This is a genomic window from Ferruginibacter sp. (assembly GCF_014377975.1).
Lineage (GTDB): Bacteria > Bacteroidota > Bacteroidia > Chitinophagales > Chitinophagaceae > Ferruginibacter.
In genome coordinates this window covers 46,206-70,690 of sequence record NZ_JACMOO010000435.1, presented here as the reverse complement: position 1 = coordinate 70,690, position 24,485 = coordinate 46,206, and the positions used below count along the sequence as shown (strand labels likewise).

The 24,485-nt window shown below is 38.9% G+C and carries 18 protein-coding genes; 17 read left to right on the top strand and 1 reads right to left on the bottom strand.

Going from position 1 to position 24,485, the window contains the following annotated elements:
• Positions 1 to 137: 137 nt before the first annotated feature.
• From mraZ to H7254_RS21155, 14 genes are all read left to right on the top strand, one after another.
• Entirely contained in the window at positions 138 to 596 is a 459-nt protein-coding gene (gene mraZ, locus H7254_RS21220; protein WP_301934879.1) for a division/cell wall cluster transcriptional repressor MraZ, read from the top strand.
• A 22-nt stretch (positions 597 to 618) separates the two neighbouring features.
• Positions 619 to 1,575: a 16S rRNA (cytosine(1402)-N(4))-methyltransferase RsmH gene (gene rsmH / locus H7254_RS21215; RefSeq protein WP_301934878.1), complete on the top strand. Its 957-nt coding sequence runs from the start codon at positions 619 to 621 to the stop codon at positions 1,573 to 1,575.
• Between the two features lie 69 nt (positions 1,576 to 1,644).
• A complete protein-coding gene (locus tag H7254_RS21210; RefSeq protein ID WP_301934877.1) occupies positions 1,645 to 1,992 on the top strand; it encodes an FtsL-like putative cell division protein in 348 nt (115 codons plus the stop codon).
• 140 nt (positions 1,993 to 2,132) lie between these two features.
• Positions 2,133 to 4,253, top strand: a complete 2,121-nt coding sequence (locus H7254_RS21205; protein WP_301934876.1) for a penicillin-binding protein — start codon at positions 2,133 to 2,135, stop codon at positions 4,251 to 4,253.
• Positions 4,253 to 5,713, top strand: a complete 1,461-nt coding sequence (locus H7254_RS21200) for a UDP-N-acetylmuramoyl-L-alanyl-D-glutamate--2,6-diaminopimelate ligase (protein WP_301934875.1) — start codon at positions 4,253 to 4,255, stop codon at positions 5,711 to 5,713. The genes H7254_RS21205 and H7254_RS21200 overlap by 1 nt, the downstream gene beginning before the upstream one ends.
• A gap of 148 nt (positions 5,714 to 5,861) precedes the next feature.
• A complete protein-coding gene (gene mraY, locus H7254_RS21195) occupies positions 5,862 to 7,178 on the top strand; it encodes a phospho-N-acetylmuramoyl-pentapeptide-transferase (protein WP_301934874.1) in 1,317 nt (438 codons plus the stop codon).
• Between the two features lie 383 nt (positions 7,179 to 7,561).
• Complete coding sequence (gene murD / locus H7254_RS21190; RefSeq protein ID WP_301934873.1) at positions 7,562 to 8,953, top strand: UDP-N-acetylmuramoyl-L-alanine--D-glutamate ligase; 1,392 nt, start codon at positions 7,562 to 7,564, stop codon at positions 8,951 to 8,953.
• Positions 8,954 to 9,064: 111 nt separating this feature from the next.
• On the top strand, positions 9,065 to 10,363 hold the full coding sequence (locus H7254_RS21185) for an FtsW/RodA/SpoVE family cell cycle protein (protein ID WP_301934872.1): 1,299 nt from the start codon (positions 9,065 to 9,067) through the stop codon (positions 10,361 to 10,363).
• A gap of 163 nt (positions 10,364 to 10,526) precedes the next feature.
• Positions 10,527 to 11,687: an undecaprenyldiphospho-muramoylpentapeptide beta-N-acetylglucosaminyltransferase gene (gene murG, locus H7254_RS21180; protein ID WP_301934871.1), complete on the top strand. Its 1,161-nt coding sequence runs from the start codon at positions 10,527 to 10,529 to the stop codon at positions 11,685 to 11,687.
• A 103-nt stretch (positions 11,688 to 11,790) separates the two neighbouring features.
• Positions 11,791 to 13,239: a UDP-N-acetylmuramate--L-alanine ligase gene (gene murC, locus H7254_RS21175; protein WP_301934870.1), complete on the top strand. Its 1,449-nt coding sequence runs from the start codon at positions 11,791 to 11,793 to the stop codon at positions 13,237 to 13,239.
• Positions 13,240 to 13,261: 22 nt separating this feature from the next.
• Positions 13,262 to 14,476: a hypothetical protein gene (locus H7254_RS21170; RefSeq protein WP_301934869.1), complete on the top strand. Its 1,215-nt coding sequence runs from the start codon at positions 13,262 to 13,264 to the stop codon at positions 14,474 to 14,476.
• Positions 14,477 to 14,738: 262 nt separating this feature from the next.
• Positions 14,739 to 16,163 (top strand): cell division protein FtsA, encoded by a 1,425-nt coding sequence (ftsA, locus tag H7254_RS21165; RefSeq protein WP_301934868.1) that lies wholly within the window; start codon positions 14,739 to 14,741, stop codon positions 16,161 to 16,163.
• 242 nt (positions 16,164 to 16,405) lie between these two features.
• Positions 16,406 to 18,301, top strand: coding sequence for a cell division protein FtsZ (gene ftsZ, locus H7254_RS21160; protein ID WP_301934867.1), 1,896 nt, complete (start codon positions 16,406 to 16,408; stop codon positions 18,299 to 18,301).
• A gap of 205 nt (positions 18,302 to 18,506) precedes the next feature.
• Entirely contained in the window at positions 18,507 to 19,760 is a 1,254-nt protein-coding gene (locus H7254_RS21155; RefSeq protein ID WP_301934866.1) for an ATP-binding cassette domain-containing protein, read from the top strand.
• Positions 19,761 to 19,866: 106 nt separating this feature from the next.
• On the opposite strand, the gene H7254_RS21150 is transcribed toward H7254_RS21155, so the two are convergent.
• Entirely contained in the window at positions 19,867 to 21,150 is a 1,284-nt protein-coding gene (locus tag H7254_RS21150) for a right-handed parallel beta-helix repeat-containing protein (protein WP_301934865.1), read from the bottom strand.
• 364 nt (positions 21,151 to 21,514) lie between these two features.
• Between H7254_RS21150 and H7254_RS21145 the strand changes: the two genes are divergently transcribed.
• The 3 genes from H7254_RS21145 to H7254_RS21135 all read left to right on the top strand — a co-directional run bounded on the left by H7254_RS21145 (position 21,515) and on the right by H7254_RS21135 (position 24,419).
• The gene (locus H7254_RS21145) at positions 21,515 to 23,503 is read left to right on the top strand and encodes a KUP/HAK/KT family potassium transporter (RefSeq protein WP_301934864.1); all 1,989 of its coding nucleotides are present in this window, start codon (positions 21,515 to 21,517) and stop codon (positions 23,501 to 23,503) included.
• Positions 23,504 to 23,526: 23 nt separating this feature from the next.
• Complete coding sequence (locus H7254_RS21140; protein WP_301934863.1) at positions 23,527 to 23,838, top strand: rhodanese-like domain-containing protein; 312 nt, start codon at positions 23,527 to 23,529, stop codon at positions 23,836 to 23,838.
• 224 nt (positions 23,839 to 24,062) lie between these two features.
• Entirely contained in the window at positions 24,063 to 24,419 is a 357-nt protein-coding gene (locus H7254_RS21135; RefSeq protein ID WP_301934862.1) for a hypothetical protein, read from the top strand.
• The last annotated feature ends 66 nt before the right edge of the window (positions 24,420 to 24,485 follow it).

Below are 24,485 nucleotides of genomic sequence, written 5' to 3'. Positions count from 1 at the left end.
GGTAAAACCGCCTCAAATCCACATTCCTGCCCGATTTAAGCATGTGGAAAAAAATGTTTTCTGTTTAATTGAATAAGGAGTGGGAAAAAGTGTTATTTTGTGTGAATATTATTTATTCAAATATAATTCAGCTATAAATGACAGGTTTTTTGGGTGAATACGAAGTTACAATAGACCCCAAAGGGCGGTTTCTTGTTCCGGCTGCTTTAAAAAAGCAGTTGGCAGAAGAAGGCGCACACCAGTTTGTCATTAACAGAGGATTGGATTCTTGTTTGAGTTTGTACCCAATGGAAAGCTGGGACCCCCTTTATGCAAAAATCAGCAAATTAAACGATTTTGACAGTAAGGCAAGTGCCTTTAAACGCCGGTTTCTAAATGGCGCATCAAAAGTAGAATTGGATAGTGCGGGAAGATTGCTATTGCCAAAGAATTTAATGAATTACGCAAAATTGGAAAAGGATGCAGTACTGGTATTTGTGGGCGATAAAATTGAGATCTGGGATAAAATAAAATACAAAGAGTTCTTTGAATCTTTTTCACAAGAGGAGTTCAAGATAATGGCCAATGAAGTAATGGGCTCAAAATCTGAAAGTTAAAAATGCTGATTAATTGAAAGCCATGGAACAGGAAAATAAAAAGCTGCCAAACAATCAATTGAGCTCAGAGGCTGGTTACCACGTGCCGGTATTATTGAATGAATCTATAGCCGGTTTGGCAATAAAGCCCGATGGTATTTATGTGGATTGTACGTTTGGAGGCGGAGGTCATAGCCGTGCTATTTTGCAGCAATTAAATGAAAGGGGAAAACTGTTTGCATTTGACCAGGATGAGAATGCACGCAAAAATTTACCTGCGGATAACAGGGTGATTTTTGTTCCACAGAATTTTCGCCACCTGCAACGTTTTTTGCGTCTGCATAAAATAACAAAGGTAGATGGCATATTAGCCGATTTGGGTGTATCAAGTCACCAGTTTGACGAAGCTGCCCGGGGCTTTTCCACAAGGTTTAACGCAGCCTTGGATATGCGGATGGATCAGCGTCAAACAACAACCGCAGCAGATATTTTAAAAACATTTTCCGAACTGCAGTTGCACAAAATGCTGGAACAATATGGAGAAGTAACCAATGCAAAAACATTGGCCAAAATAATTGTTCAGCAAAGGACTTTAACACCTCTTAAAACCGTCAACGAATTTAAACAGGCTGTGCAATCGGTGGTGAAGGGAATTCCTCCAAAATATTTTGCCCAGGTATTTCAGGCACTGCGCATTGAAGTAAATGACGAGTTAGGAGCACTAAAAGAATTACTCGAACAAATTCCCGCTTTATTAAAACCCGGTGGCCGGGCGGTCATCATCACTTTTCACTCTTTGGAAGACAGGCTGGTAAAGAATTTTTTTAAAGCAGGAACTTTTTCAGATTCGGAAGCGGATGATATTTATGGAGGCAGGCCAGAAAGCCCATTGCTGGTAATTACTAAAAAGCCGGTACTGCCTGGGGCAATAGAAACAAAGCAAAATAAAAGATCAAGAAGTGCTAAACTTAGAGTGGCAGAAAGAAAGCAGCAGGTTTGATGTATGATTTTTATTAGCTGATTGGTGATTGTAAGAATAACAGATTTAAAAATTAAATAAAAAAGAAGTTTGCAGGAAGATGTAAAAATACCGGAACAGCCAGTTAACCGTAAGCCAGACTGGCGGCGGTTTTTAAATCATCAGTGGGTGGTTAAAAATATTCCCTTCTTTTTATTTTTAGCCGTGCTGGCAGTGTTGTACATCTACAATGGCCATTATGAAGATAAAATAACCAGAAAGATAGGTGCAACAGAAAAACACATTCGGGAACTTGAATACGAATACAAAACGATTAAGAGCGAAGTAATTTTTAGAAGCAAGGCAAGTGAACTGGTGAAAGCAGTGGAGCCGCTGGGATTAAAAGAATTGACGACTGCCCCGATATTGCTGGATAGTATTGTTGCTACAAATCCTTAACAGGTTTGTAAATTGGATACGGTGTTAACAACATACAGATAAGATGAAAATAATTATTTGAAATTATAAAAGACCGCTTTTATAACCTTCATTTTTTCTTTTAAAAATGAATAATAAAATCGGTAAATGAGATTAGTACTTTGGATATAAAAAGAGACATATTATGGAGGGTGTACCTCAGTTTTATTTTGATGATAGCGCTCGGCGCTGTTGTTATAGGCAGGGCTTTTTTTATTCAACACATTGACGGTGATTTTTGGAAAAAGAAAGGCGATAGCCTGCATTTAAGATACATGCCAATGGATGCTGAACGCGGTACAATCTATAGTGAAGATGGAAATATGCTGAGCACTTCTATCCCCATTTTTGATGTGTATGTGGATTTTGGCGCAGATGGATTGAGAGAAAAAAACGGCAAACGGTTTAAAGACAATGTGGATTCGCTGAGTATTTATTTAGCCCGGCTTTTTAAAGACAAAACAAGTGCTGCATATAAAAAGGAAATGCAACTGGCCTATAAAAATAAAGACCGCTATTACACCTTGAAAAAAAAGATATCATTTGTAGAATATGCACAGCTACGTGAATTTCCGTTGGTAAAACAGGGGAGAAATAAAAGTGGTTTTATTATTGATCCAAGAGATAAACGCATCAATCCTTATTTACTGCTTGCCAATAGAACCATTGGCTTATCAAGAGAAAATGCAACAAAAAATGTAGGGATAGAGCAGAGTTACGACAGTGTACTGAAAGGTAAAACAGGCCAGCGGTTGATGCGCTATATTGCCGGTGGGTATATGCCGGTGGAAGGGGCGGAGCTGGAACCTGAAAATGGTAAAGACATCATCACTACACTAGATACCTATATGCAGGATGTGGCAGAAAATGCACTAATGAAAATGATGGTGGGCAATAACTCGTTACACGGTACGGCCATTGTTATGGAAACAGCAACCGGTAAAATAAAAGCCATTGCCAACCTGGGAAAACAAACGGACGGTACGTATGCAGAAGACCTCAATTATGGAATTGGTAAAGCAACAGAGCCGGGTTCTATTTTTAAACTGGCTACATTACTTAGTTTGCTGGAAGATAAATATGTCACCAACAATTCCCTGGTAGATTGCGAGGGAGGAATGAAACAATTTTACGGATTAAGAATTCATGATACCCATCCCAACCAGGTGTTAACCGTAAAAGAAGCTTTTGCAGCAAGTAGTAACGTTGCTTTTGCAAAAATGGCTGATCAGTATTATCATACCCAGCCCTCTAAATTTATTGAACATTTACATCATTTGCGTTTGGATACCATCACAGGAATTGATATTACCGCGTCATCAGGTAAGCCGTTGATTAAAAAACCTTCCAACCGGAGTTGGGCCAATACAACTATCCCTTTTATGGCACATGGATACGAAGAACTGGTAACACCACTGCACATGCTGATGTTGTACAATGCCGTTGCCAATGATGGTAAAATGATGAAGCCCTACCTGGTAAATGCCGTAAGGGAATATGGTGCAGATATAAAAACAATACATCCGCAGGTTCTGGTTGAAAAAATTTGCAGTGCCGAAACACTAGTTCAATTAAAAGAGTGTTTGAGTGCAGTGGTAGATAGTGTTCACGGAACAGGGCATAAAATTTTATTTGACAGTGCTTACGCTATTTCGGGTAAAACCGGTACCGCAGTTACAGCGCTCAACAATAAGGGATACAATAAAGGCAATAAAATTTACCAGGCTTCCTTCATTGGTTATTTTCCTTCTAGTCAGCCCAAATATACCATGGCAGTGGTTATTCAAAATAGCAAAGAATCTAAACTCGTTTATGGAGCAGATGTTTCAGGTACTGTATTTAAAGAAATAAGTGATCGTATTTATGGCCGTTTTTTAAGTAGTAAAAAATTTATTACTCCATCAGCAGATACCACACAGTACAATTATTATGGCATGAAAAACGAATGGAGTTCAATTTTTAGTACACTGAAGCTGCCTTACAAAGATTCGGCAACAGGCGGTTACTGGAGGTCAACCAGCATAAAAAATAATACGGCTGTTTTAAATACACCGGTGTATACAACTACTGCTTCTGCCATTATACCGGCGGTAATTGGCATGGGCTTAAAAGATGCAGTGTATTTAATGGAGAACAAAGGATTGAAAGTAACAGCAACTGGCAGAGGAAGGGTATTAAGCCAGTCACTAGCGGCCGGAACCACCTTTAAAAAAGGACAGGTTATAACACTATTTTTAAATTGATGCTAAAAGATATTCTATATAAAGTAAGCCTGCGGAGCGTAAAGGGTAATACCAATACAACAATAAAAGATCTGCAGATTGACTCACGAAAAGTGAGCAAGGGCACCTGCTTTATCGCCATTAGGGGAACTGTTGCGGATGGGCATCAATTTGTGGATACCGCAATTGAAAATGGTGCCAGTGCAATTGTTTGCGAAACATTACCTGCCATATTAAATGAGGAGGTAACCTATATTGAAGTAGAGAACAGTGCAGCGGCAGCAGGTTTTATGAGTCATAATTTTTATGGCGAACCTTCTTTAAAACTAAAGCTAACCGGTGTAACCGGTACCAATGGCAAAACAACCATTGTTACTTTATTATGGAAATTGTTTAGTGAATTGGGATACAAATGTGGATTGATCAGCACTGTGCAAAATCAAATCGGGAAAGAAGTAATATCATCTACTCATACTACACCTGATGCGATCAGCCTAAACGCATTGTTAAAAAAAATGGCAGATGCAGGTTGTACCATGGTATTTATGGAATGCAGCAGTCACGCCATTCACCAGCATAGAATTACAGGTTTGCAATTTACCGGAGCCTTGTTCAGTAACATAACACACGACCACCTGGATTATCATAAAACATTTAATGAATACATCCGGGTAAAAAAATCATGGTTTGATGCGTTGCCATCATCTTCCTTTGCCATCAGTAACGCAGATGATAAAAGAGGCCATGTGATTTTACAGAATACGGCTGCAAAAAAATATTTCTACAGCCTTAAAACAATGGCTGATTTTAAAGGCAGGATTTTAGAAAACAGCCTAGCAGGATTGCACATGCTGGTGAACGACCGGGAAGTTTATTTTCGGTTAATAGGCGAGTTCAATGCCTATAATTTATTAGCTGTGTACGGGGCAGCTATTTGTTTGGGAGAAGAAAAAAATAAGGTACTACAAGTGTTAAGCAGCCTGGATGGCGCAGAAGGAAGATTTGATTATATGGTAAGCAAAAATGATAAAGTGATTGGCATTATTGATTACGCACATACGCCCGATGCATTATTAAATGTTCTGGCTACCATTAAAAAATTACGTCAGGGTCACGAGCATATTATTACCGTGGTAGGTTGTGGTGGTGACAGGGATAAAACAAAGCGGCCCATCATGGCAGCGGCTGCCTGTGAGCACAGTGACAGGGTAATTTTTACAGCCGATAACCCACGCAGTGAAGATCCGCTGAACATATTAAAAGAGATGGAGGCAGGCGTAAATGTAGTAGCAAGAAAAAAATATATCACCATCGCAGATAGAAGAGAAGCTATTAAAGCCGCCGTGAGCCTGGCATTGAAAGAAGATATTATTTTGGTGGCAGGTAAAGGCCATGAAAAATACCAGGAGATAAAAGGGGTGAAATATGATTTTGATGATAAGGAAATTTTGAATGAAATGTTTGAACTACTCGACAAATGAAGACAATTAGTTAGTTAATGTGCTGATATATTAGCGATTTAAAAGATAGCTAAAGAAACAAAAAAATAAAATTTTTAAGAGAGTAAAAGTAGCAGGAATTAATAATTACTAATTATCCATTATTAATAATTAATTGTCAAATAAAATTATGTTGTATCACTTATTTCGCTGGTTAACAAAAGAAGGGATAAAATTTCCGGGCAGCGGTCTGTTCGATTTTATTACTTTCCGGGTATTATTTGCCGTTATATTAAGCCTGGTGATTACAACCGTATTTGGTAAAAAACTGATCAGGTTTTTACATACAAAGCAGTTGGGCGAAAGTGTACGTGATTTAGGACTGGCAGGGGAGCAGCAAAAAAAAGGCATACCAACAATGGGTGGCATCATCATTATACTGGCCATATTAATACCTACTTTGTTACTGGCAAATTTGGATAAGGTATATATACGGCTGATGATTTTGTGTACGCTTTGGTTAGGCACTATTGGTTTTATAGACGACTACCTGAAAATAAGATCGAAACGGAGGGCACAGGCCAAGGGCGTCAATTATAAAAAAAGTAACAGCGATGGTTTGGCAGGCAGGTTTAAAATTTTCGGCCAAGTAATGCTGGGGATAATTGTGGGGGCAACATTGTATTTTAACCAGAGTGTGGTGGTGCAAAGGGAAGTGTACAATCCCGATATAAAATTTATAAAGGATTCTCTTTTGAAGTCGGGACAAAGATTAATGAGCGACTCTTTTAACATAGTAACTATTGATGGTAAACAACATCTTTTTGTAAAAGTAAAATCGCCCATTGCCACTATCCCGTTTGTAAAAACACATGAGTTTAATTATGCAAAATTACTACCGGCAAGCTGGAGGGAATATACTTATATACTGTACATCATTATTGTAATAATAATAGTTACGGCGGTAAGCAATGGAGCCAACCTTACCGATGGGCTGGATGGTTTGGCAACAGGCGTAAGTGCAGTGATCGGAATTTGTCTGGGAATATTTGCTTATGTAAGCGGCAACATAAAACTTGCTGAATATCTTAATATCATGTACATCCCCAACCTGGGTGAACTGTCTATTTTTATAGCATCCTTTGTTGGAGCGTGTATTGGGTTTTTATGGTACAACAGTTACCCGGCACAGGTTTTTATGGGCGATACCGGAAGCTTGGCATTGGGCGGTATCATCGCAGCATTGGCCATTATTGTGCGCAAAGAATTATTAATACCAATTTTTTGCTTTGTGTTTTTAGTAGAAAATTTAAGTGTGGTAATACAGGTGAGTTGGTTTAAATATACAAAGAGGAAATATGGCGAAGGCAGACGTGTTTTTTTAATGAGCCCGCTGCATCATCATTATCAAAAACAAGGTTATCACGAAAGTAAAATAGCCGTTCGTTTTTGGATTGTAACAATATTAAGTGTAGTAGTAGCAATAGGAACATTAAAATTGAGGTAAATTTTTTTCTTAGAAAAACCCGGATATTGAATTGAGTAAAATCCAATTCACGTTTTTCAATTAACAGATCCTGAATTGTGAAAATTAATTAAGCCATCAGCCCACTAAGTTCTATGCTGTTGAAGAACCATTTTAAAATTTACAATAACTTAAATTAGCAGAACAACTGTCTGCAAAATTTGATATTGTTGAAGAACCATTTTTATTGTTACGGCAATAAAAAAATTGAAAAGAACCTGTTAAATTCTATGCTGTTGAAAAACCTTTTTTACTGGTACAGCAACTAAAATCAACAGCATTACTGTCTGTTTGATTTGAGGTTGTTGAACAACTATTTTTATTAAAAGCCCTTTAAAAAAGGCTCATTTATGTACAATTAAATTATGCAGGCATTTGCAAACATACCTGGGGGTAAAGTACCGGATACGCACAACAGCTTAAAAAAACTGGTGATATTGGGTGCCGGTGAAAGCGGTGTGGGTGCTGCTTTGCTGGCAAAGCAAAAAGGGTATGATGTATTTGTAAGCGATGGCGGATCTATTAAAGAAGTATATAAAAGCGCATTGCAGCAAAGCAGTATTGTTTTTGAAGAAGCCCGCCATACGGAGAGCAAAGTTTTAGCAGCCGATGAAGTAATTAAAAGCCCGGGCATTACCGAAAAAAATGAACTGGTAAAAAAGATAAGGTTAAAAGGAATTCCGGTAATCAGCGAAATTGAATTTGCTTACCGGTACAAAGGCAACAGCAAAATAATTGCCATCACAGGCAGCAATGGAAAAACCACCACCACCGCATTAATTTATCACATGTGCCAATTGGGTGGTAAAGATTGCGCCATGGTAGGCAATATCGGATATTCTTTTGCAAAGCAGGTAGCTGAAGATCCTAAAGCATTGTACGTAGTGGAAATAAGTTCTTTTCAGTTAGACGATATAAAAACTTTTCGGCCCGATGTGGCAGTGTTAACCAACATTACCGAAGATCATCTGGACAGATACGATTATAACATTCAAAATTATATAGACAGTAAGTTTAGCATAGCAAAAAACCAGCAGGCAGAAGATGTATTTATTTACTGCCTCGATGATGAAACCACCCGTAAAAGTATTAAAAAGTACAATATTAAATCAACCTTATACCCCATCACCATGAGCAAAGAATTACCACAGGGAGCATACCTGGCCAACGCAAAAATGCACCTGAAATGGAAAAGTGAAGAAATGCAAATGAGCATTGATGACTTTAAGATGAAGGGAAAACACAACCAATATAATAGTATGGCAGCAAGTTTGGCCGCAACAGCAGTTGATATCCGGAAAGAAAAAATAAGGGAAGCACTCCAGACTTTTGAAACCCTTGCACACCGCATGGAGCCGGTGGTTACCATTAAAGGAGTTGAGTTTATTAATGACAGTAAGGCCACCAATGTAAACAGTACCTGGTTTGCCCTGGAGAGTATGGAAAAGCCTACCATTTTAATTTTAGGGGGTGTTGACAAAGGCAACGACTATGCAGCCATGAAAGAAATGGTAACAGAAAAGGTAAAAGCAATTGTTTGCATGGGCATTGATAACCGTAAAATTCATGAGGCATTTGAAGATATTGTTCCTTCAATTGTTGACACAGCTACTGCAGAAGAAGCCGTACAGGCAGCATTTCAATTTGCAGCAAATGGCGATGTGGTTTTGTTAAGTCCCGCCTGTGCAAGTTTTGATTTGTTTAAAAATTATGAAGACAGGGGTAACCAGTTTAAGCAGGCTGTTAAAAATCTGTAAACTGCCCCAAATAATTAAAAATTCTAACGATGGCTAAAGATAAACTTTGATAAAAAAATTTAAAGAACGAACTATTATAAAAATAAAATTCCCTTCATTCGGAATTTCATAATGGCAGATAACATCAACATAAAAGAATTTTTTACACCCAACATCAGCAATATGGGCGGCAATTTGGTTAGCAAAACCAAAGGCGACAAGGTGATATGGGCCATCGTAATTATTCTGACACTGGTAAGTTTGCTGGTGGTGTACAGCAGCACCGGATCACTGGCGTATAAATACAGTAAAAGCACCGAAAGCTTTTTATTTAAACAGTTTGCATTCATCATCCTTGGTGTAATTATTATTTACTTTGCTCACCGGGTAAATTATACCATCTACTCAAGGATAGCGCTCATCTTATTTTTAATTGCCATTCCATTGCTCATTTATACTTTCTTTTTTGGCACCCGCTTAAATGAAGGCAGCCGCTGGATAAAATTGCCCGTTATCAATATGACTTTTCAAACATCTGACCTTGCAAAGCTGGCCCTTTTCATGTACATGAGCCGCCAGTTAAGCCGCAAGCAACAGGTGATAAAAGATTTTAAGAAAGGATTTTTGCCCATTATTATTCCCGTTGTTATTATTTGTTTACTGATAGCACCTGCCAATTTATCCACGGCCATATTGGTTGCGGCTACCAGTTTATTACTGATGTTTATTGGACGCATCAGCACCAAACATATTTTATTAACCATTGCTATAGCAATGATACCGGTAATGATTTTATTAACCATTGCGGTAAAATATTACGATAAGGAAGAGCACAAAACAAAAGATCTTCCGGCGATTTTTGCAACAGGCCGTGTACCTACGTGGATAGGACGGATACAGACTTTTATGTACAGCCATAAGGAAGATGAAAATGAAAAATTGTACCAGATAAACCAGGCAAAAATTGCCATTGCCAACGGCGGATGGTTTGGTGTGGGTCCGGGTAACAGTAGTGCAAGAAATTTTTTACCACACTCGTACAGCGATTTTATTTTTGCGATTATTTTGGAAGAGTATGGTTTGCTGGGTGGCACATTCATTGTATTTATTTACCTGTTGTTTTTATACCGCTGCATCAGGTTGTACCAAAAATGCCCATTTGCATTCGGAGCATTTCTGGCGCTGGCACTAAGTTTTACGCTGGTAATACAGGCCATTGCCAACATGGGGGTAAACGTAAATCTGTTTCCAAATACAGGGGTTACGTTACCGCTGGTAAGTATGGGAGGAAGTAGTTTTCTGTTTACCTGTCTGTCCATCGGTATCATTTTAAGTGTGGCAAGAAACGTAGAACAGTTAGAGGGAAAAAGCATATTGGCAGCAGAAATTAAAGCCCCGGCATCTTCCCAAAAGGAAGAAGACCAGGTTTAAATTTATAAAGAATTTTGTACCCGGCTTTTGTTAATAATTAAACATAGTTGCGTCGCACTCTTGTACAAAAAAAGCAGCAGGCAGTACAAAGAGTACAATAATTTGAAACAGTATTAAGCAATTTAAGGATAAAAAGAAAAAAGATAAAACTCAATAAAAATAAATGAGCGATGATAAAAAAGCAGGGTCTTCACAGAACCTACCTTGGGGCGCAGCAGGGGTGGCCGATTCAGCTCCGCTTCGCATCATCATCGCAGGCGGTGGCACCGGCGGACATATCTTTCCGGCCATAGCCATTGCCAATGCAATAAAAAAATTAATGCCCGAAGCGGAAATTTTATTTGTGGGAGCAAAAGGAAAAATGGAGATGGAAAAAGTGCCGTTGGCAGGTTATAAAATAAAAGGGTTAAGTATTGCAGGATTTAACAGAAGTTCTTTGATAAAAAATATTGGTTTACCCTATAAGCTGGTAAAAAGTTTATTACAGGTGCAACAAATTTTTAGGCTCTTTAAGCCAACAGCAGTAGTAGGTGTGGGCGGTTATTCAAGTTATCCGGTACTGCGTTTTGCCCAGGCAAGAGGGATAAAAACTTTTATTCACGAAGCCAATTCCTTTGCGGGTAAAAGCAATATGCTGCTGGGTAAAAAGGCAACGCAGATTTTTGTAGCAACCGATGGTATGGAAAAGTTTTTTCCGCCCAATAAAATTATGGTCACAGGCAATCCAATACGCGAAAGTATCGCCGGCAGTACCGTTAGCCGGGAAGATGCAGTACGTTTTTTCGATTTGGATCCTTATAAAAAAACAATTGTATCCATCGGTGGCAGCCTCGGTGCAAAAAGTATCAACGAAGCGCTGGCTGCTCATCTGGATGAATTTGAAAATAATAACCTGCAACTGATCTGGCAAACCGGCAAACCTTTTTTGCCAAAAGCAAAAGAAGCAGCCACGGGAAAAGCCAATGTTTGGGTAAACGATTTTGTAATGCAAATGGAATACGCCTATGCAGCAGCAGACGCAGTAATCAGCAGAAGTGGAGCAATGTCGGTTTCGGAATTATGTGTGGCCAAAAAAGCAGTTTTGTTTGTGCCCTATCCTTTTGCAGCAGAAGATCACCAGACGGTAAATGCAAAAAATCTGGTAAATAAAAATGCCGGTATGATGATAAAAGACAGTGAGGCTTTGAATGAGTTGGTGCCAGCAATTATCGCCCTGGTAAAAGACGAAGCAAAGCTGGAAACATTTAAAAGAAATATTAGTAAACTCGCCATTACCAACGCAGATGAAGTGGTGGCAAAAAATATAATACAATCAATCGGGTAGTACCAGGCTGCGGCCTACTCAACACAAGGAAACAAAATAAGAATAAAACGAAAAATTGAATCTATAAAAAAATCAGGCAATTGCCTGATCTGAATAAAAATAAATGAACAACTACAACAACATATTAACATCGCTGAAAGTAAGGCCAGTTGTGGCGAATGAAGTAGCAGGGATTTATTTTTTAGGCATTGGCGGTATTGGCATGAGCGCACTAGCCAGGTATTTTAAAAGCATCGGTGTTAAGGTAAGTGGCTACGATAAAACCCCCACGGCGTTAACCCAACAGTTAACCGCAGAAGGAATTAACATTCATTTTGAAGATAGCATACAACTAATTGATAAAGCGGTACAGTTAGTGGTATACACCCCGGCAGTACCCGCCAGTCACAATGAGCTAAATTATTTTCAGCAACATAATTATACAGTCGTAAAACGCAGTGATGTATTGGAGGCCATCACCAGCAGTTCTTTTAATATCTGCATAGCAGGTACACATGGCAAAACTACCATCAGTACAATGGTGGCGCATATTCTTACGCACAGCGGTTATGGCTGCAATACTTTTTTAGGGGGCATTGCAGTAAACTACAATACTAATTTTTGGGCCGCCCAAAACAATGTGTGTGTGGTGGAAGCGGATGAATATGATCGTAGTTTTTTAAAACTAAGTCCCGATGTAGCCGTCATCAGCAGTATGGATCCGGATCATTTGGATATTTATGGAACAGTTGAAAATATGGAACAGGCTTTCATTGATTTTTCTGCACGGATAAAACCAGGCGGTTTGTTACTTAGTAAATTTGGTGTGGCCAAACAGAAAGATTTAAAAGGGCATCAACATTTAACGTACCACATCGACAATCCCAAAGCGGATGTGTATGCATCAAATATTCACATACACAACGGCAGTTATCACTTCAATGTAGTGATTTCTAAAGAACCGTCTTTTGGGGGGCAGGGAGGTTCGGTAGTACTCAATATGGGTGGCTTACACAATATTGAAAACGTACTTGCAGCAATAACAATAGCGCACCATTTACAAATTGAGGATAGCAAAATCATTGCGGCTGTTGCGGCTTTCCGCGGAGTAAAAAGAAGATTTGAATACATTGTAAAAACGGATAAGGTAGTGTATATAGATGATTATGCGCATCACCCGGAGGAATTAAGGGCGTTGATTACCAGTGCAAAAAAAATGTTTGCCAATAAAAAATGCGTTGTGGTTTTTCAACCGCATTTGTTTAGCCGTACCAACGACCTGGCAGATGGTTTTGCAGAAGTACTTGACCTGGCAGATGAGGCAATTCTGTTACCTATTTATCCCGCAAGGGAATTACCCCTGCAAGGGGTAAGTAGTGAAATGATTGTACAAAGAATGCACAGCGAAAATAAAATGGTGCTCAGCAAAGAAAACCTGTTAAAACATTTGGCGCAGGAAAACGAAGCACATGTAGAAGAAGGTTTTGAAGGAACATTGATAATAACGGCGGGCGCAGGTGATATAGACACATTGATTGAACCAATTAAAAAAATAGTTTCTTCTGGCAAATAAAAAAACGATAGTAAAATGGATAATGACTTCCGTATGGCTTGCCACAGCTGTTGGAGTTATTGTATTGCTGGTAGCCGCTATCAAAAGAAAGGATGCGCAACATTGCAGTGGGATAAGCATTGCCATTGAAGGAGTGAGTAATAATTTTTTTGTTGATAAAAAAGATATACTCAATATAATTAACGGTATTGTTGGTGGCAGTGCAACGGGTAAAGCAACCAGTGCTTTTGATTTAAAACTATTGGAAAACTCGTTGCAAAAAGACATCTGGGTTAAAACAGCTCAATTGTTTTTTGATAACAATAACAAGCTAATGGTAAAGGTGATAGAAAGGGAACCCGTGGCAAGAGTATTTACTACTACCGGCACTACTTTCTACATTGACAGTTCGCTCACCATGTTGCCATTGAGTGAAAAGTTTTCGGCCAGGTTGCCTGTATTTACCGGGTTTCCTTCGGATAAGATTGTTTTATTACCGCAGGACAGTGCTTTATTAAAAGATATTTTAACCGTTAGTATGGCCATACAAAAAGACAGGTTTACGATGGCTATGATTGACCAGGTAGATATAACCCCGCAAAGAAACTTTGAAATGGTGCCAAAAATTGGTAACTCGATAATTGTTTTTGGCGATGCAACAGATGTAGAAGAAAAATTTTATAAGCTGCAATTATTTTACAAAGACGTAATGGTAAAAGCAGGATGGAATAGATACAACGAAATAAATGTGCAATACAAAGGGCAGGTGGTTGCCAAAAGAAAAGGTGCAGAAGATAAATCATCCGATAGTCTGCGTACTGTACAATTGATGCAGGCGATGGCTGAAAATACGGAACGATTGTCAAACGATTCGATGCACAGCATTGCAGCCGATAATGAAAACAATACTACCAGCATTGATTTAATACAACAGTCAATACAACGGGATGACGAGCATGACGCCTTTGCCCGAAAAAGACTTTCGCCACAAACTGATGCAGTTGTAAAGCAAGCCCCTGGTATAAAACCGGCTGTTATAAAAGTGCCTAAACCAATATTGTTACCGGTAAAAAAAGCGGTAACGGAAAAGCAAGTAAACACAGCAGTAAAATTAAAACGGGCAGTTGTAAAACCAGCATTAAAACCAGTATTAAAGCCAGCATTAAAACCTATGGTAAAACCAAAGGCATTATTGCCAAAACCAATAACCAAACCTCCGGCTAAACCGGCGGTTAAAAAAGCGGGCAATGAATATTAACATACGTTTGAAAGCATAAAATAGTAAAGGAGTAAAAGAGAAATTTTATTGAACAATAACAAAAAATGATAACAACAGCAATTGAATGCAGCCCATACGCTTAGATAAAAGTTAAAAAAAGGTATGCGGTAAAAGTGAGTGACACAGCGATGTTGACTAAAGATAAAATGATAGCAAAATATTTATAATACAGGATGGGACTTAAAGTTCAGTAAACAAAAAATAGAAAACACACACACAAACACATACAAACACACAAACTATGAGCAACGAACAAAACACAGCAAATGAAAGCGGGGTGGCTAATACCAATCCTGTTATTGTTGGTCTGGATATCGGTACTACAAAAATTGCAGCCATTGCCGGACGCAAAAACGAATATGGCAAACTGGAGATACTCGGCTTTGGCCGTGCCAACAGTAATGGCGTACAACATGGAATGGTACTGAATATAGATCAAACGATCAAGGCAATTCAAACGGCATTGGAAAACTGTTATGCTTCAAACCCTAACCTGGTGCTGAGTGAAGTATATGTTGGTATTGCAGGCCATCATATTAAAAGTTTGCAAACCCGTGGCGATATTGTTCGCCAAACAACAGAAGAAGAAATCAGGCAGGAAGAAATTGACCGGCTGATTGCAGATCAGTACCGCACTTACATTCCGGCAGGCGACCAGATTATTGATGTTATTCCGCAGGAATTTACAGTAGATAATTTTCAAAATATTCCGAACCCCATTGGCTACAGCGGCGTAAAAGTGGGTGCTAACTTTCACATCATCACCGGCGACAAAAATGCCATTCGCAATATTAACCGCAGTGTTGAAAAAGCAGGATTAAAAACGCAGGATCTTGTGTTACAACCACTGGCATCTGCGGCAGCCGTAATGTGCGACCAGGACCTGGAAGCAGGTGTGGCCATTGTTGATATTGGTGGCGGTACTACAGACCTTGCAGTTTTTTACGAAGGCATTTTAAAACACACCGCGGTAATTCCCTTTGGTGGCGAAAATATTACCAACGATATTAAAAACGGACTGGGGGTTTTAAAAACACAGGCCGAACAAATGAAAGTGCAGTTTGGCAGTGCGTTGGCCGACGAAGCAAAAGCCAACGCTTTTATAACTATCCCGGGTTTGCGTGGTATGCAGCCAAAAGAAATAAGTGTTAAAAATCTGGCCAGCATTATACAGGCACGCATGAGTGAAATAATGGATTTTGTAAGCTATCATTTAAAACAGGTTGGATTGGATACCCGCTTGCTTAATGGGGGTGTAATACTCACCGGCGGCGGATCTCAGTTAAAACACCTGATACAGTTAACAGAATATGTTACGGGTTTAAATGCAAGGATCGGCTACCCGAACGAACATCTGGCGGGTGGACATATTGATGAACTGGCAAAACCAATGTACAGCACCTGTATTGGTTTAATATTAAAGGGATACAATGATTTTGAAAATAAGAACAAGCGTTTTGATGAGCAATTCCGCAAGGTGGAAGTACCAAGGGCTTTACAGCAGTTACCAGTAGATGAAACCCTTGATACGGTTAAGGAAGCACCAGAAGAAGACATGGTAAAAGTTGTAAAAGTAAAAGAACGGAAATCATTAAAGGGATTTATGGACTCTTTTAAAATTGGACTGATAGACCTGTTTAAAGAAGAGGAAGATTCGAAGTTATAAAGCGCACCAACTATCTTTTCGCCGCGGCGGAAGAACATTTGAAAGATAGATAGACGAACCAGGCTTATTTAATAAAAGGTTTTTATAAATGCTCAATAAATAATGCACTTTTATCACTAACCCCATTTACAATAACAGCATATTTTTTCTGCCTTACTAACTGAAAAATAATGTGCCTAAATTAAAAAATGCAGTTTCATATTAATTCATTTAAGGAAACTGTATTTAGGAGAAAACAAACTATGATACATTTTGATTTGCCAAAAGAACAATCGTCAATCATTAAAGTGATTGGTGTTGGTGGTGGCGGAAGCAATGCGGTGAACCACATGTTTTCGCAAAATATTGAAGGCGTAAACTTCATCATCTGCAATACAGATGCACAAGCCATAGCTCAAAGTAAAGTGCCCAATAAAATTCAGTTGGGGCCACATTTAACGCAGGGCCTTGGGGCGGGCGCTAACCCGGATATTGGTAAACAGGCTACAGAAGAAAGCCTGGAAGAAATAAAACGCATCCTGGAAGTGAATACCAAAATGGCATTTATTACAGCAGGCATGGGCGGTGGTACCGGCACGGGGGGCGCTCCGATTCTTGCAAAAATTTGTAAAGATCTGGGTATACTTACCGTAGGTATTGTTACTACACCGTTTGCTTATGAAGGTAAAAAAAGACTTGCGCAGGCAGAAGCGGGTATCAGTTTACTGAAAGATCATGTAGACACTTTGCTGGTAATAAGCAATGATAAATTGCGCCACCAGTTTGGTAATTTAAAAATGAAGGAGGCTTTTGCCAAAGCAGACAATGTACTGGCTACAGCAGCCAAATGTATCACGGATGTAATTAACAGCACTGGCCAGATAAACGTGGATTTTGCCGACGTTTGTACGGTAATGAGCAAGGGTGGTGTTGCCATTTTAGGCAGCGCATCTGCCGAAGGTGAAAACAGGGCACAGATGGCCATTGAAAATGCATTGAACTCTCCGCTGTTGAATGACAATGATATCCGCGGCGCTAAATGGATTCTCATCAACATCAACAGTTGCGAAGGAGAGAATGAATTTACCATGGATGAGGTAGAGGTTATCCAGAATTATTTAATGGCGCAGGCAGGCCCCGACAGTGATGTGATTTTAGGATTGGGCTATGATAATTCGCTGGGCGCAGCCATCAGTATTACGCTGATTGCAACAGGCTTTGAACACAAAGATCCGTTTGCAAAAACCATTAACCAACCCAAAGAACAAAAGAAAGATGATAAGATTGTTATGACCCTGGCAACACCCGAAAAGGAAGTGGTGAAAATGCAGCAGCCCACATTGCAATTTGAAGATATGGAAGTGCTAAAACCAGCAATTAAAATAAAAGAAAACCCGGTTGAAAAAATAGCGCATGAAGTAGCAATGCCTGTAGCAGCATCAACCCATGAAGTAGCTGTGGTAAATTTACTTAGTAAAACTACTGGGGAAAAATCAAAGGATGAACCTGTGTTTTTTGAAATATCTTCGGCTTCAGATCAAAGTCCTGTAATAGAGTTTGATATACCCGAGCTACCCATACCTGTTGAGAAACCAGCAACCACTTCCATTACCAAAACGATATTTTCATTACACAATAAAGAAGCTAGCGCACCTGTATCGTCTGCAGGTGGTTTTTTGGCAAAGCCCTCGAATATATATGTAGAGGACCAGCCGGACACGAAATCCAACACTACGGAAGAACTAACCTCTTTGCGGATTACGGTAAGGGAAGACGAGCCTTTATTTGAAATGCAAATGGTGGTTAAGGATTCCCAAAAAGCGGTGGAGGAAGAGCAACAACCAATTGTACAACAAACTCAGCCAATCATGATGTCCAATGTTGAGGAGCGGGCAATGCCTGACGAAACGGAGGAACTACGGCGCCGGGCTATGGATCGCATTGCAAAACTGCGTAATTTGTCATTCAATATTAACGCGGCCGATCCGAATAATGAGTTTGAAACGGTACCTGCTTACCTTCGCCGCAATATGGAATTGCACAATTCTATCGCGGATGTAGAAAGTTTTTATAGTAACTATACAGTAAAATCAGATGAAAATAACCAGGCCGAAATAGGCACCATCAACACATTTTTAGACGGTAAAAAACCAGATTGACGCAATGCGCTTTGTGTGCAGCAGGGCGTTCAGTTTTGTTTATTCTCATAGTTTGTATAATGGCCCTTTACTTCAAAGTAAGGGGCCTGTGTTTTGGTACAGCACCAGGAGGATTAAAATAGTAATTTTAATTTCTTTACAAATATCTCTATGTAATTTATTTTAGGGAAAAGTACCGGAGTACATTTAAATTATTTTGAAAAACATGAACAACAAAAATCATTGGGCAGTTTTTTTAACGGATAATGCCAACAAGCAGTTATTGATACAACAGTTATTAAGTAATAAATTGCCTGCAGTTTTTGAAGGCTTTAGTGGATTAAAAGGAGTATTGTTTTCTGCCCTTTCCATAAAAGAAATTATAGAAGAGGAGGAGCGGCACGACCAGGTAGAAGTAGCTGCCACAGCCAATCGGCACTTGCGCTCTTTATCAGGGGGCGAGCAAAAAAAAGCTCTGCTGCACTATTTGCTTTTACAGGAGCCGGACTTTATCATAGCTGATAATCCTTTCGATAATCTTGATATTGATTCACAAAAAAAACTGCTGGCAATGCTCCACGATATTGGCCAGCGCATTACCATCATCCAGCTTATAAACCGGGCAATAGATTATCTGCCTTTTATAAAAAATGCAGTGAGTGTTACGGATGATAACAGCATAGTACGCCTCAATAACATTGCCGGTTATATCCGGGAGCAGGAAGATAAAAAAATACCGTTGTTCAATGGTACCATACCCTTATCCGATCATGCGTACAATACATTTAATAATCCGCTTATTCAGTTTAATAATGTTAGTGTACAATACGAAGACAGGATGATTGTAAATAATATTTGCTGGCAAATTAATGCAGGTGAATTCTGGCAACTGACGGGGCCGAATGGTGCAGGTAAAACAACTTTATTATCCATGATCACCGGCGATAATCCAAAAGGCTACGGACAAGACCTGGTACTGTTTGGAAAAAGAAAAGGAAGTGGCGAAACGGTATGGTCGATCAAAGAAAAGATTGGTTATTTTACCAGCTCTATAACAGACTTATTTAGCAGGTACAATAGTGTAGAGCAAATGGTGCTGTCGGGTTTTTATGATTCAGTTGGTTTGTACATAAAACCCTCCGATAGAAAAATACGATTAGCCAATGAATGGCTTGCATTGATTGGTTATTTGCCGCTGAAGAAAAAACCTTTTTACCTGCTTTCGTTGGGGCAACAGCGCATGATATTAATTGTACGGGCCATGGTAAAATACCCGCCCCTGTTGATACTGGACGAACCAACTGCCGGTTTGGATGATCACAATGTGATTATTATAACTTCATTGATTAATAAAATAGCCATGGAAAGTAAAACGGCTGTATTGTATGTTTCTCACCGGGCAGAAGAAGGTCTTAATCCAGACTTTATTTTTGAATTAATGCCAGGAGAAACCGGATCAACCGGAAAAATTACAAAATAGCTATGAAGTAACACTTGCTTTTACCACCTTGATATTATTAAAGTTATTGGAGGCGAAGGGTATATAAAAATAAAATATAAGAACACATCATTTTATTCTTTACAGCTTAATATTTTTTAAATTCTGTAGTGTTGTTAAAAAAATTTATAAACGAAAAAGATACGGGTGTGTTATTACCTTCTTTTTCCGGAATTATAAATTGACTGTTGCTTATTGTTGCTTTTTCTTCGGATGTTTTTGCATTGCTTGTATTTAGCCATGCAATTGGTTTTGCATGCGGGACGAATGTGCAGCTGTCAAAAGATATCCTTCTGGGCCCGTCGCATTCCAGCAAATATTTGCCGTAGGAAGGTTGCCCTTTGTAGGCTTTATCTTCAAAATAACATCGTATAAAACGGGTAGCTTCCGTTGCATTGGATGCATTGTATCCATGTACAATACTACCATATATTTTACATCCAATAAAAGTAAATGCGGGTGCGCTTACCCAAATTGACCAGTTATTAATTCCCCAAAAAGTGCAATCGGTAAATGTACAATTGCTGGTAACACCGCCGCCGGTTACCACGCCACAGCCTGTATTGTCAATAAACTCACAATGCTCAAAAATACCATTGGTGATAGGACCAACTTCAGCCTCAATATCTACACCAGCGCCCGGTGGAGAACAATAAACACTTTTGCCCGTATGATTAAACCTGCAGTTTTTTGCCTGCAGATAATTTCCTCCAACCCATGATAATCCCTGCCTGAAGTTGTATTCAAATATTGAATTCGTAATATTAATATCGTCCTTTTTATCAGAAGCAACATTGGTTACTATAATGCCATCCAGTGCAAAATAACTGGCATTTATATTATCGATATAAACGCCTTGTGTATTGTGTATATAAATCCCTACATGCATTAATTGAATTCCTTTGTCATCATACAAACCACCCAATTGAATCATTTTATTATTTCCATTTAAAACAAGCGTTTTAACAGTAATATTTTTGCAGTCGGTTAAACCAATACAATAACCAATATCCCCTGCATATTTTGGATCAGGTTGCGAAGGATTATTGCCATTAAATATGTTACCGGTAACAGGATCAAAACTTCCAAATTTTAAATTATCTGCATATTTTAACAGGGTGCCTTTTTCTCCCTGTATTATCAGGTTATTGCTATTTTTAAAGTCAAGAATGCGAATGCCCTGGTAAGTAGATTTATTTACATCGCCGTTACTAAAAAGTTGTTTGCCGATGATGTAGACACCTTCTGGAATCAGCAGTGTACCATTTCCCGTCCGTTCATTAAAAAAAGCAGCGGCTTTTAAAAATGCCTCTGTATCATTTGTTTTGCCATCTCCCTTTGCGCCGAAAGAATGTATATTTTTTAAGACCATTTTTTGCGCTGGCACCTGTAAAAAAATAAAACAAAAGGCAACGAAAAAAAGAAAGGAGTATTTGATCATACAATTTTATTAAAGATAAAGTAAATGCCGGATGTATTTTATTGGCAGACAAAAGTATAATGTTGTCCATAACATTCCATTTTTTATGGTACAATTCAGGCAGCTACAAACCTGTTTACATTTTAAAATAAACATTCGAAATAAGTTTTGTTTTGCCGAAACCAGGGTAGTACCGGAGTGTTAAAATTTTTCTATTCAAAATAAAGGCTTTCAATATACATTTGCAACGGTATTTGCAGTATGAAATAGCGTTTACCGCTGCTGCCAAAGCCATCGTACTAAAAATTAAAAAGTAGTGTCAACGCCAGTAAATAAGGTAACAGCCGCAGGTTTAATTGTTGCTTTAGGAATTATTTATGGAGATATAGGAACCTCTCCATTGTACGTTTTTAACGCCATCGTAAACAGTAAAGAAATAAGCGAACTACTCATTGTAGGAGGATTATCCTGTATTATCTGGACCCTTACTTTACAAACAACCATTAAATATGTAATACTTACATTAAGGGCCGATAACAAAGGTGAGGGTGGTATTTTTTCTTTATATACATTGGTAAGGCGGCAAAAAAGATGGCTGGTAATTCCTGCCATGATAGGTGGTGCAGCCCTGATGGCAGATGGTATGATTACCCCGCCTATCTCGGTTGCATCGGCCATTGAGGGTTTAAAACAAATAGATGCCTTTAAACATATTGAGCAGGGTACTATTATTTATATCGTGCTGGGTATTTTGTTGTTTCTGTTTTTTTTACAGCAATTTGGTACGGCTTCTATCGGTAAATTGTTTGGCCCCATTATGATGATCTGGTTCAGCATGCTTGCTGTGTTTGGCCTTATTCACCTAACCGACGACTGGGAAATTTTTAGAGCCTTTAATCCCTATTATGCCTTTAAATTATTAACCCAATATCCCAAAGGGTTTTGGATATTGGGCGCCGTTTTTTTATGTACCACGGGTGCAGAAGCGTTGTACAGCGATCTTGGTCACTGTGGCCGTGCCAACATCCGGTATTCATGGATATTTGTAAAATTGTGCCTTATATTAAATTACCTTGGCCAGGGAGCCTGGTTATTGTCTCATCACGGCGGCCATGTTATTTCAGATGAAATGATCAAGGGTGGCTTTAATCCTTTTTTTGGTGTAATGCCCGAACAGTTCAGACTGATAGGATTGGTGATTGCTACTTTAGCAGCCATTATTGCCAGCCAGGCATTAATCAGTGGTTCCTTTACTTTAATTGCCGAAGCCATCCGCCTGAACCTGTGGCCAAAAATGAAAATCAATTATCCATCCGAAGCAAAGGGCCAGTTGTATATCCCCGGTATTAACCTTTTACTGTTCATCGGCTGCTGTTCCATTGTATTGTATTTTAAATCTTCCAGTGCCATGGAAGCAGCCTATGGTTTGGCCATTACCTTGTGTATGCTGTCCACTACTATTTTGTTTGCCAATTATTTAATTTCGAGAAGAACAGCAAGGATATGGATCTACCTGTTCTTAGCGGTGTATCTCTCCATTGAAATAAGTTTTCTTTTTGCCAACCTCGATAAATTTCCGCATGGCGGCTTTATAGCTTTGCTGGTTGCTGGCGGCCTGTTTGTGGTAATGTACGTGTGGTATCGCAGCCGAAAAATAAAAAACAGGTATGTTGAATTTGTTCGCATGGAAGAATACGTTCCAAAGCTGGAAGAATTGAGTAATGATACCACAGTACCCAAATACGCTACCCATCTGGTGTATATGACAAGTGCCAATAACCCCAAAGAAATTGAGCACAAAATTATTTACAGCATATTGAGCGGTAAGCCAAAACGGGCCGATATTTTTTGGTTTGTACATTTGGATACATTGGATGATCCCTATACCTGCGAGTACGTCGTAGATCATATTATTCCCAATGATATTATCCGCGTAGAATTCAGGCTGGGCTTCCGGATAGCGCCGCGGATAAACCTGATGTTTAAAAAAGTAGTAGAAGATTTGGTGGCCAATAAAGAAGTGAATGTTACCAGCCGTTATGAAAGCCAGCAGCGCAACAATGTAGTAGGCGATTTTCAGTTTGTGGTAATGGAAAAATTTTTATCGCAGGACAATGAATTGCCTTTTATGGAACGCATCATCATGCATCTCTATTTCTGGATAAAAGAAATTTCTCTGAGCGAAGAAAAAGGTTTTGGCCTGCAGCAAAGCAATGTATCGGTTGAAAAATATCCATTGGTGGTAGCCCCAACCAGCAGGTTTAAATTAAGAAGAATTTATACCGACGAAGAGGAAGAAGTATAGCAGTATAGAAGGATAAAATATTTATGCAGATAAAAAATATCAGTGCAGCCGGATTACAAAAGTGGATAAGTGACCACACAGATTTTCAACTGATAGATACCCGTGAACCGCATGAACATGAAGCTTATAACATTGGTGGCATTTTGTTTCCGCTGGCAGAAATAACCAAGCATCTTTCTGAAATAGAAAAGGAAAAACCAGTGGTTATTTATTGCCGGGCCGGCGTTCGCAGCCAGATTGCCATTCAGCGGTTGCAGGAAAAATATCCTTTCAATAATTTATACAATCTTGTTGGTGGTACCGAAGCCTGGAAGAAAACGTTTGGTAATATTTAATAGTTTAAAAATAATTTGGGCGTGCCCCCGGGATTCTTAAGGGGGCACGCTATCCACTCCAGGTCGCCGGCACGAACCTTTGCACAAAGCCTCACCTTTGGGCTTTCGTTTTCTATCCCTCACGCAAAATGCAGCGTTCAATTGTTTTGGCTGGTTTATTATTTGTACATTCAGCAATGCCAATGTTCTCTCAATTGATAGATTATTAACTTAAGAATATTTTAATGTATAAAAAATATCATGAAATATCAGACGACGATTTTGAACGTCGCTCAACAAATATCGATGGTAAAACTATTTACTTCAAAGAAGCTGTATCTCAAATGATAAAGCAAGAATTTGCAGCGCTTGCTGAAAAAGATTGCAAATTTATATTTGAATGTTTAATACTTGCAGATACATTGCTTAAAAAGTATATGCCCGGGCATTCATTGAAGAATTATACAGCTGAAAATCTTGATTTTCTAATTGACTTATGGAATAAAAATCCTAAAAACTTTAATTGTACCGAAACTGAATTTGCTACTTCAATCGGTTCAGCATTTGGCCATTACGTTAATAAAACATTGGGTTCGACCTGAACTGTAATAACCCATGAATATGGCACTGACTTTTTATGCCAGATTGATCATATTATGCTGAGAGGA

Bases quoted from the DNA above. Each gene is read 5' to 3' on its own strand.
- mraZ (WP_301934879.1), top strand. From the start codon at position 138: ATGACAGGTTTTTTGGGTGAATACGAAGTTACAATAGACCCCAAAGGG.
- rsmH (WP_301934878.1), top strand. From the start codon at position 619: ATGGAACAGGAAAATAAAAAGCTGCCAAACAATCAATTGAGCTCAGAG.
- H7254_RS21200 (WP_301934875.1), top strand. From the start codon at position 4,253: ATGCTAAAAGATATTCTATATAAAGTAAGCCTGCGGAGCGTAAAGGGT.
- mraY (WP_301934874.1), top strand. From the start codon at position 5,862: ATGTTGTATCACTTATTTCGCTGGTTAACAAAAGAAGGGATAAAATTT.
- murD (WP_301934873.1), top strand. From the start codon at position 7,562: ATGCAGGCATTTGCAAACATACCTGGGGGTAAAGTACCGGATACGCAC.
- H7254_RS21185 (WP_301934872.1), top strand. From the start codon at position 9,065: ATGGCAGATAACATCAACATAAAAGAATTTTTTACACCCAACATCAGC.
- murG (WP_301934871.1), top strand. From the start codon at position 10,527: ATGAGCGATGATAAAAAAGCAGGGTCTTCACAGAACCTACCTTGGGGC.
- murC (WP_301934870.1), top strand. From the start codon at position 11,791: ATGAACAACTACAACAACATATTAACATCGCTGAAAGTAAGGCCAGTT.
- H7254_RS21170 (WP_301934869.1), top strand. From the start codon at position 13,262: ATGACTTCCGTATGGCTTGCCACAGCTGTTGGAGTTATTGTATTGCTG.
- ftsA (WP_301934868.1), top strand. From the start codon at position 14,739: ATGAGCAACGAACAAAACACAGCAAATGAAAGCGGGGTGGCTAATACC.
- ftsZ (WP_301934867.1), top strand. From the start codon at position 16,406: ATGATACATTTTGATTTGCCAAAAGAACAATCGTCAATCATTAAAGTG.
- H7254_RS21155 (WP_301934866.1), top strand. From the start codon at position 18,507: ATGAACAACAAAAATCATTGGGCAGTTTTTTTAACGGATAATGCCAAC.
- H7254_RS21150 (WP_301934865.1), bottom strand. From the start codon at position 21,150: ATGGTCTTAAAAAATATACATTCTTTCGGCGCAAAGGGAGATGGCAAA.
- H7254_RS21140 (WP_301934863.1), top strand. From the start codon at position 23,527: ATGCAGATAAAAAATATCAGTGCAGCCGGATTACAAAAGTGGATAAGT.
- H7254_RS21135 (WP_301934862.1), top strand. From the start codon at position 24,063: ATGTATAAAAAATATCATGAAATATCAGACGACGATTTTGAACGTCGC.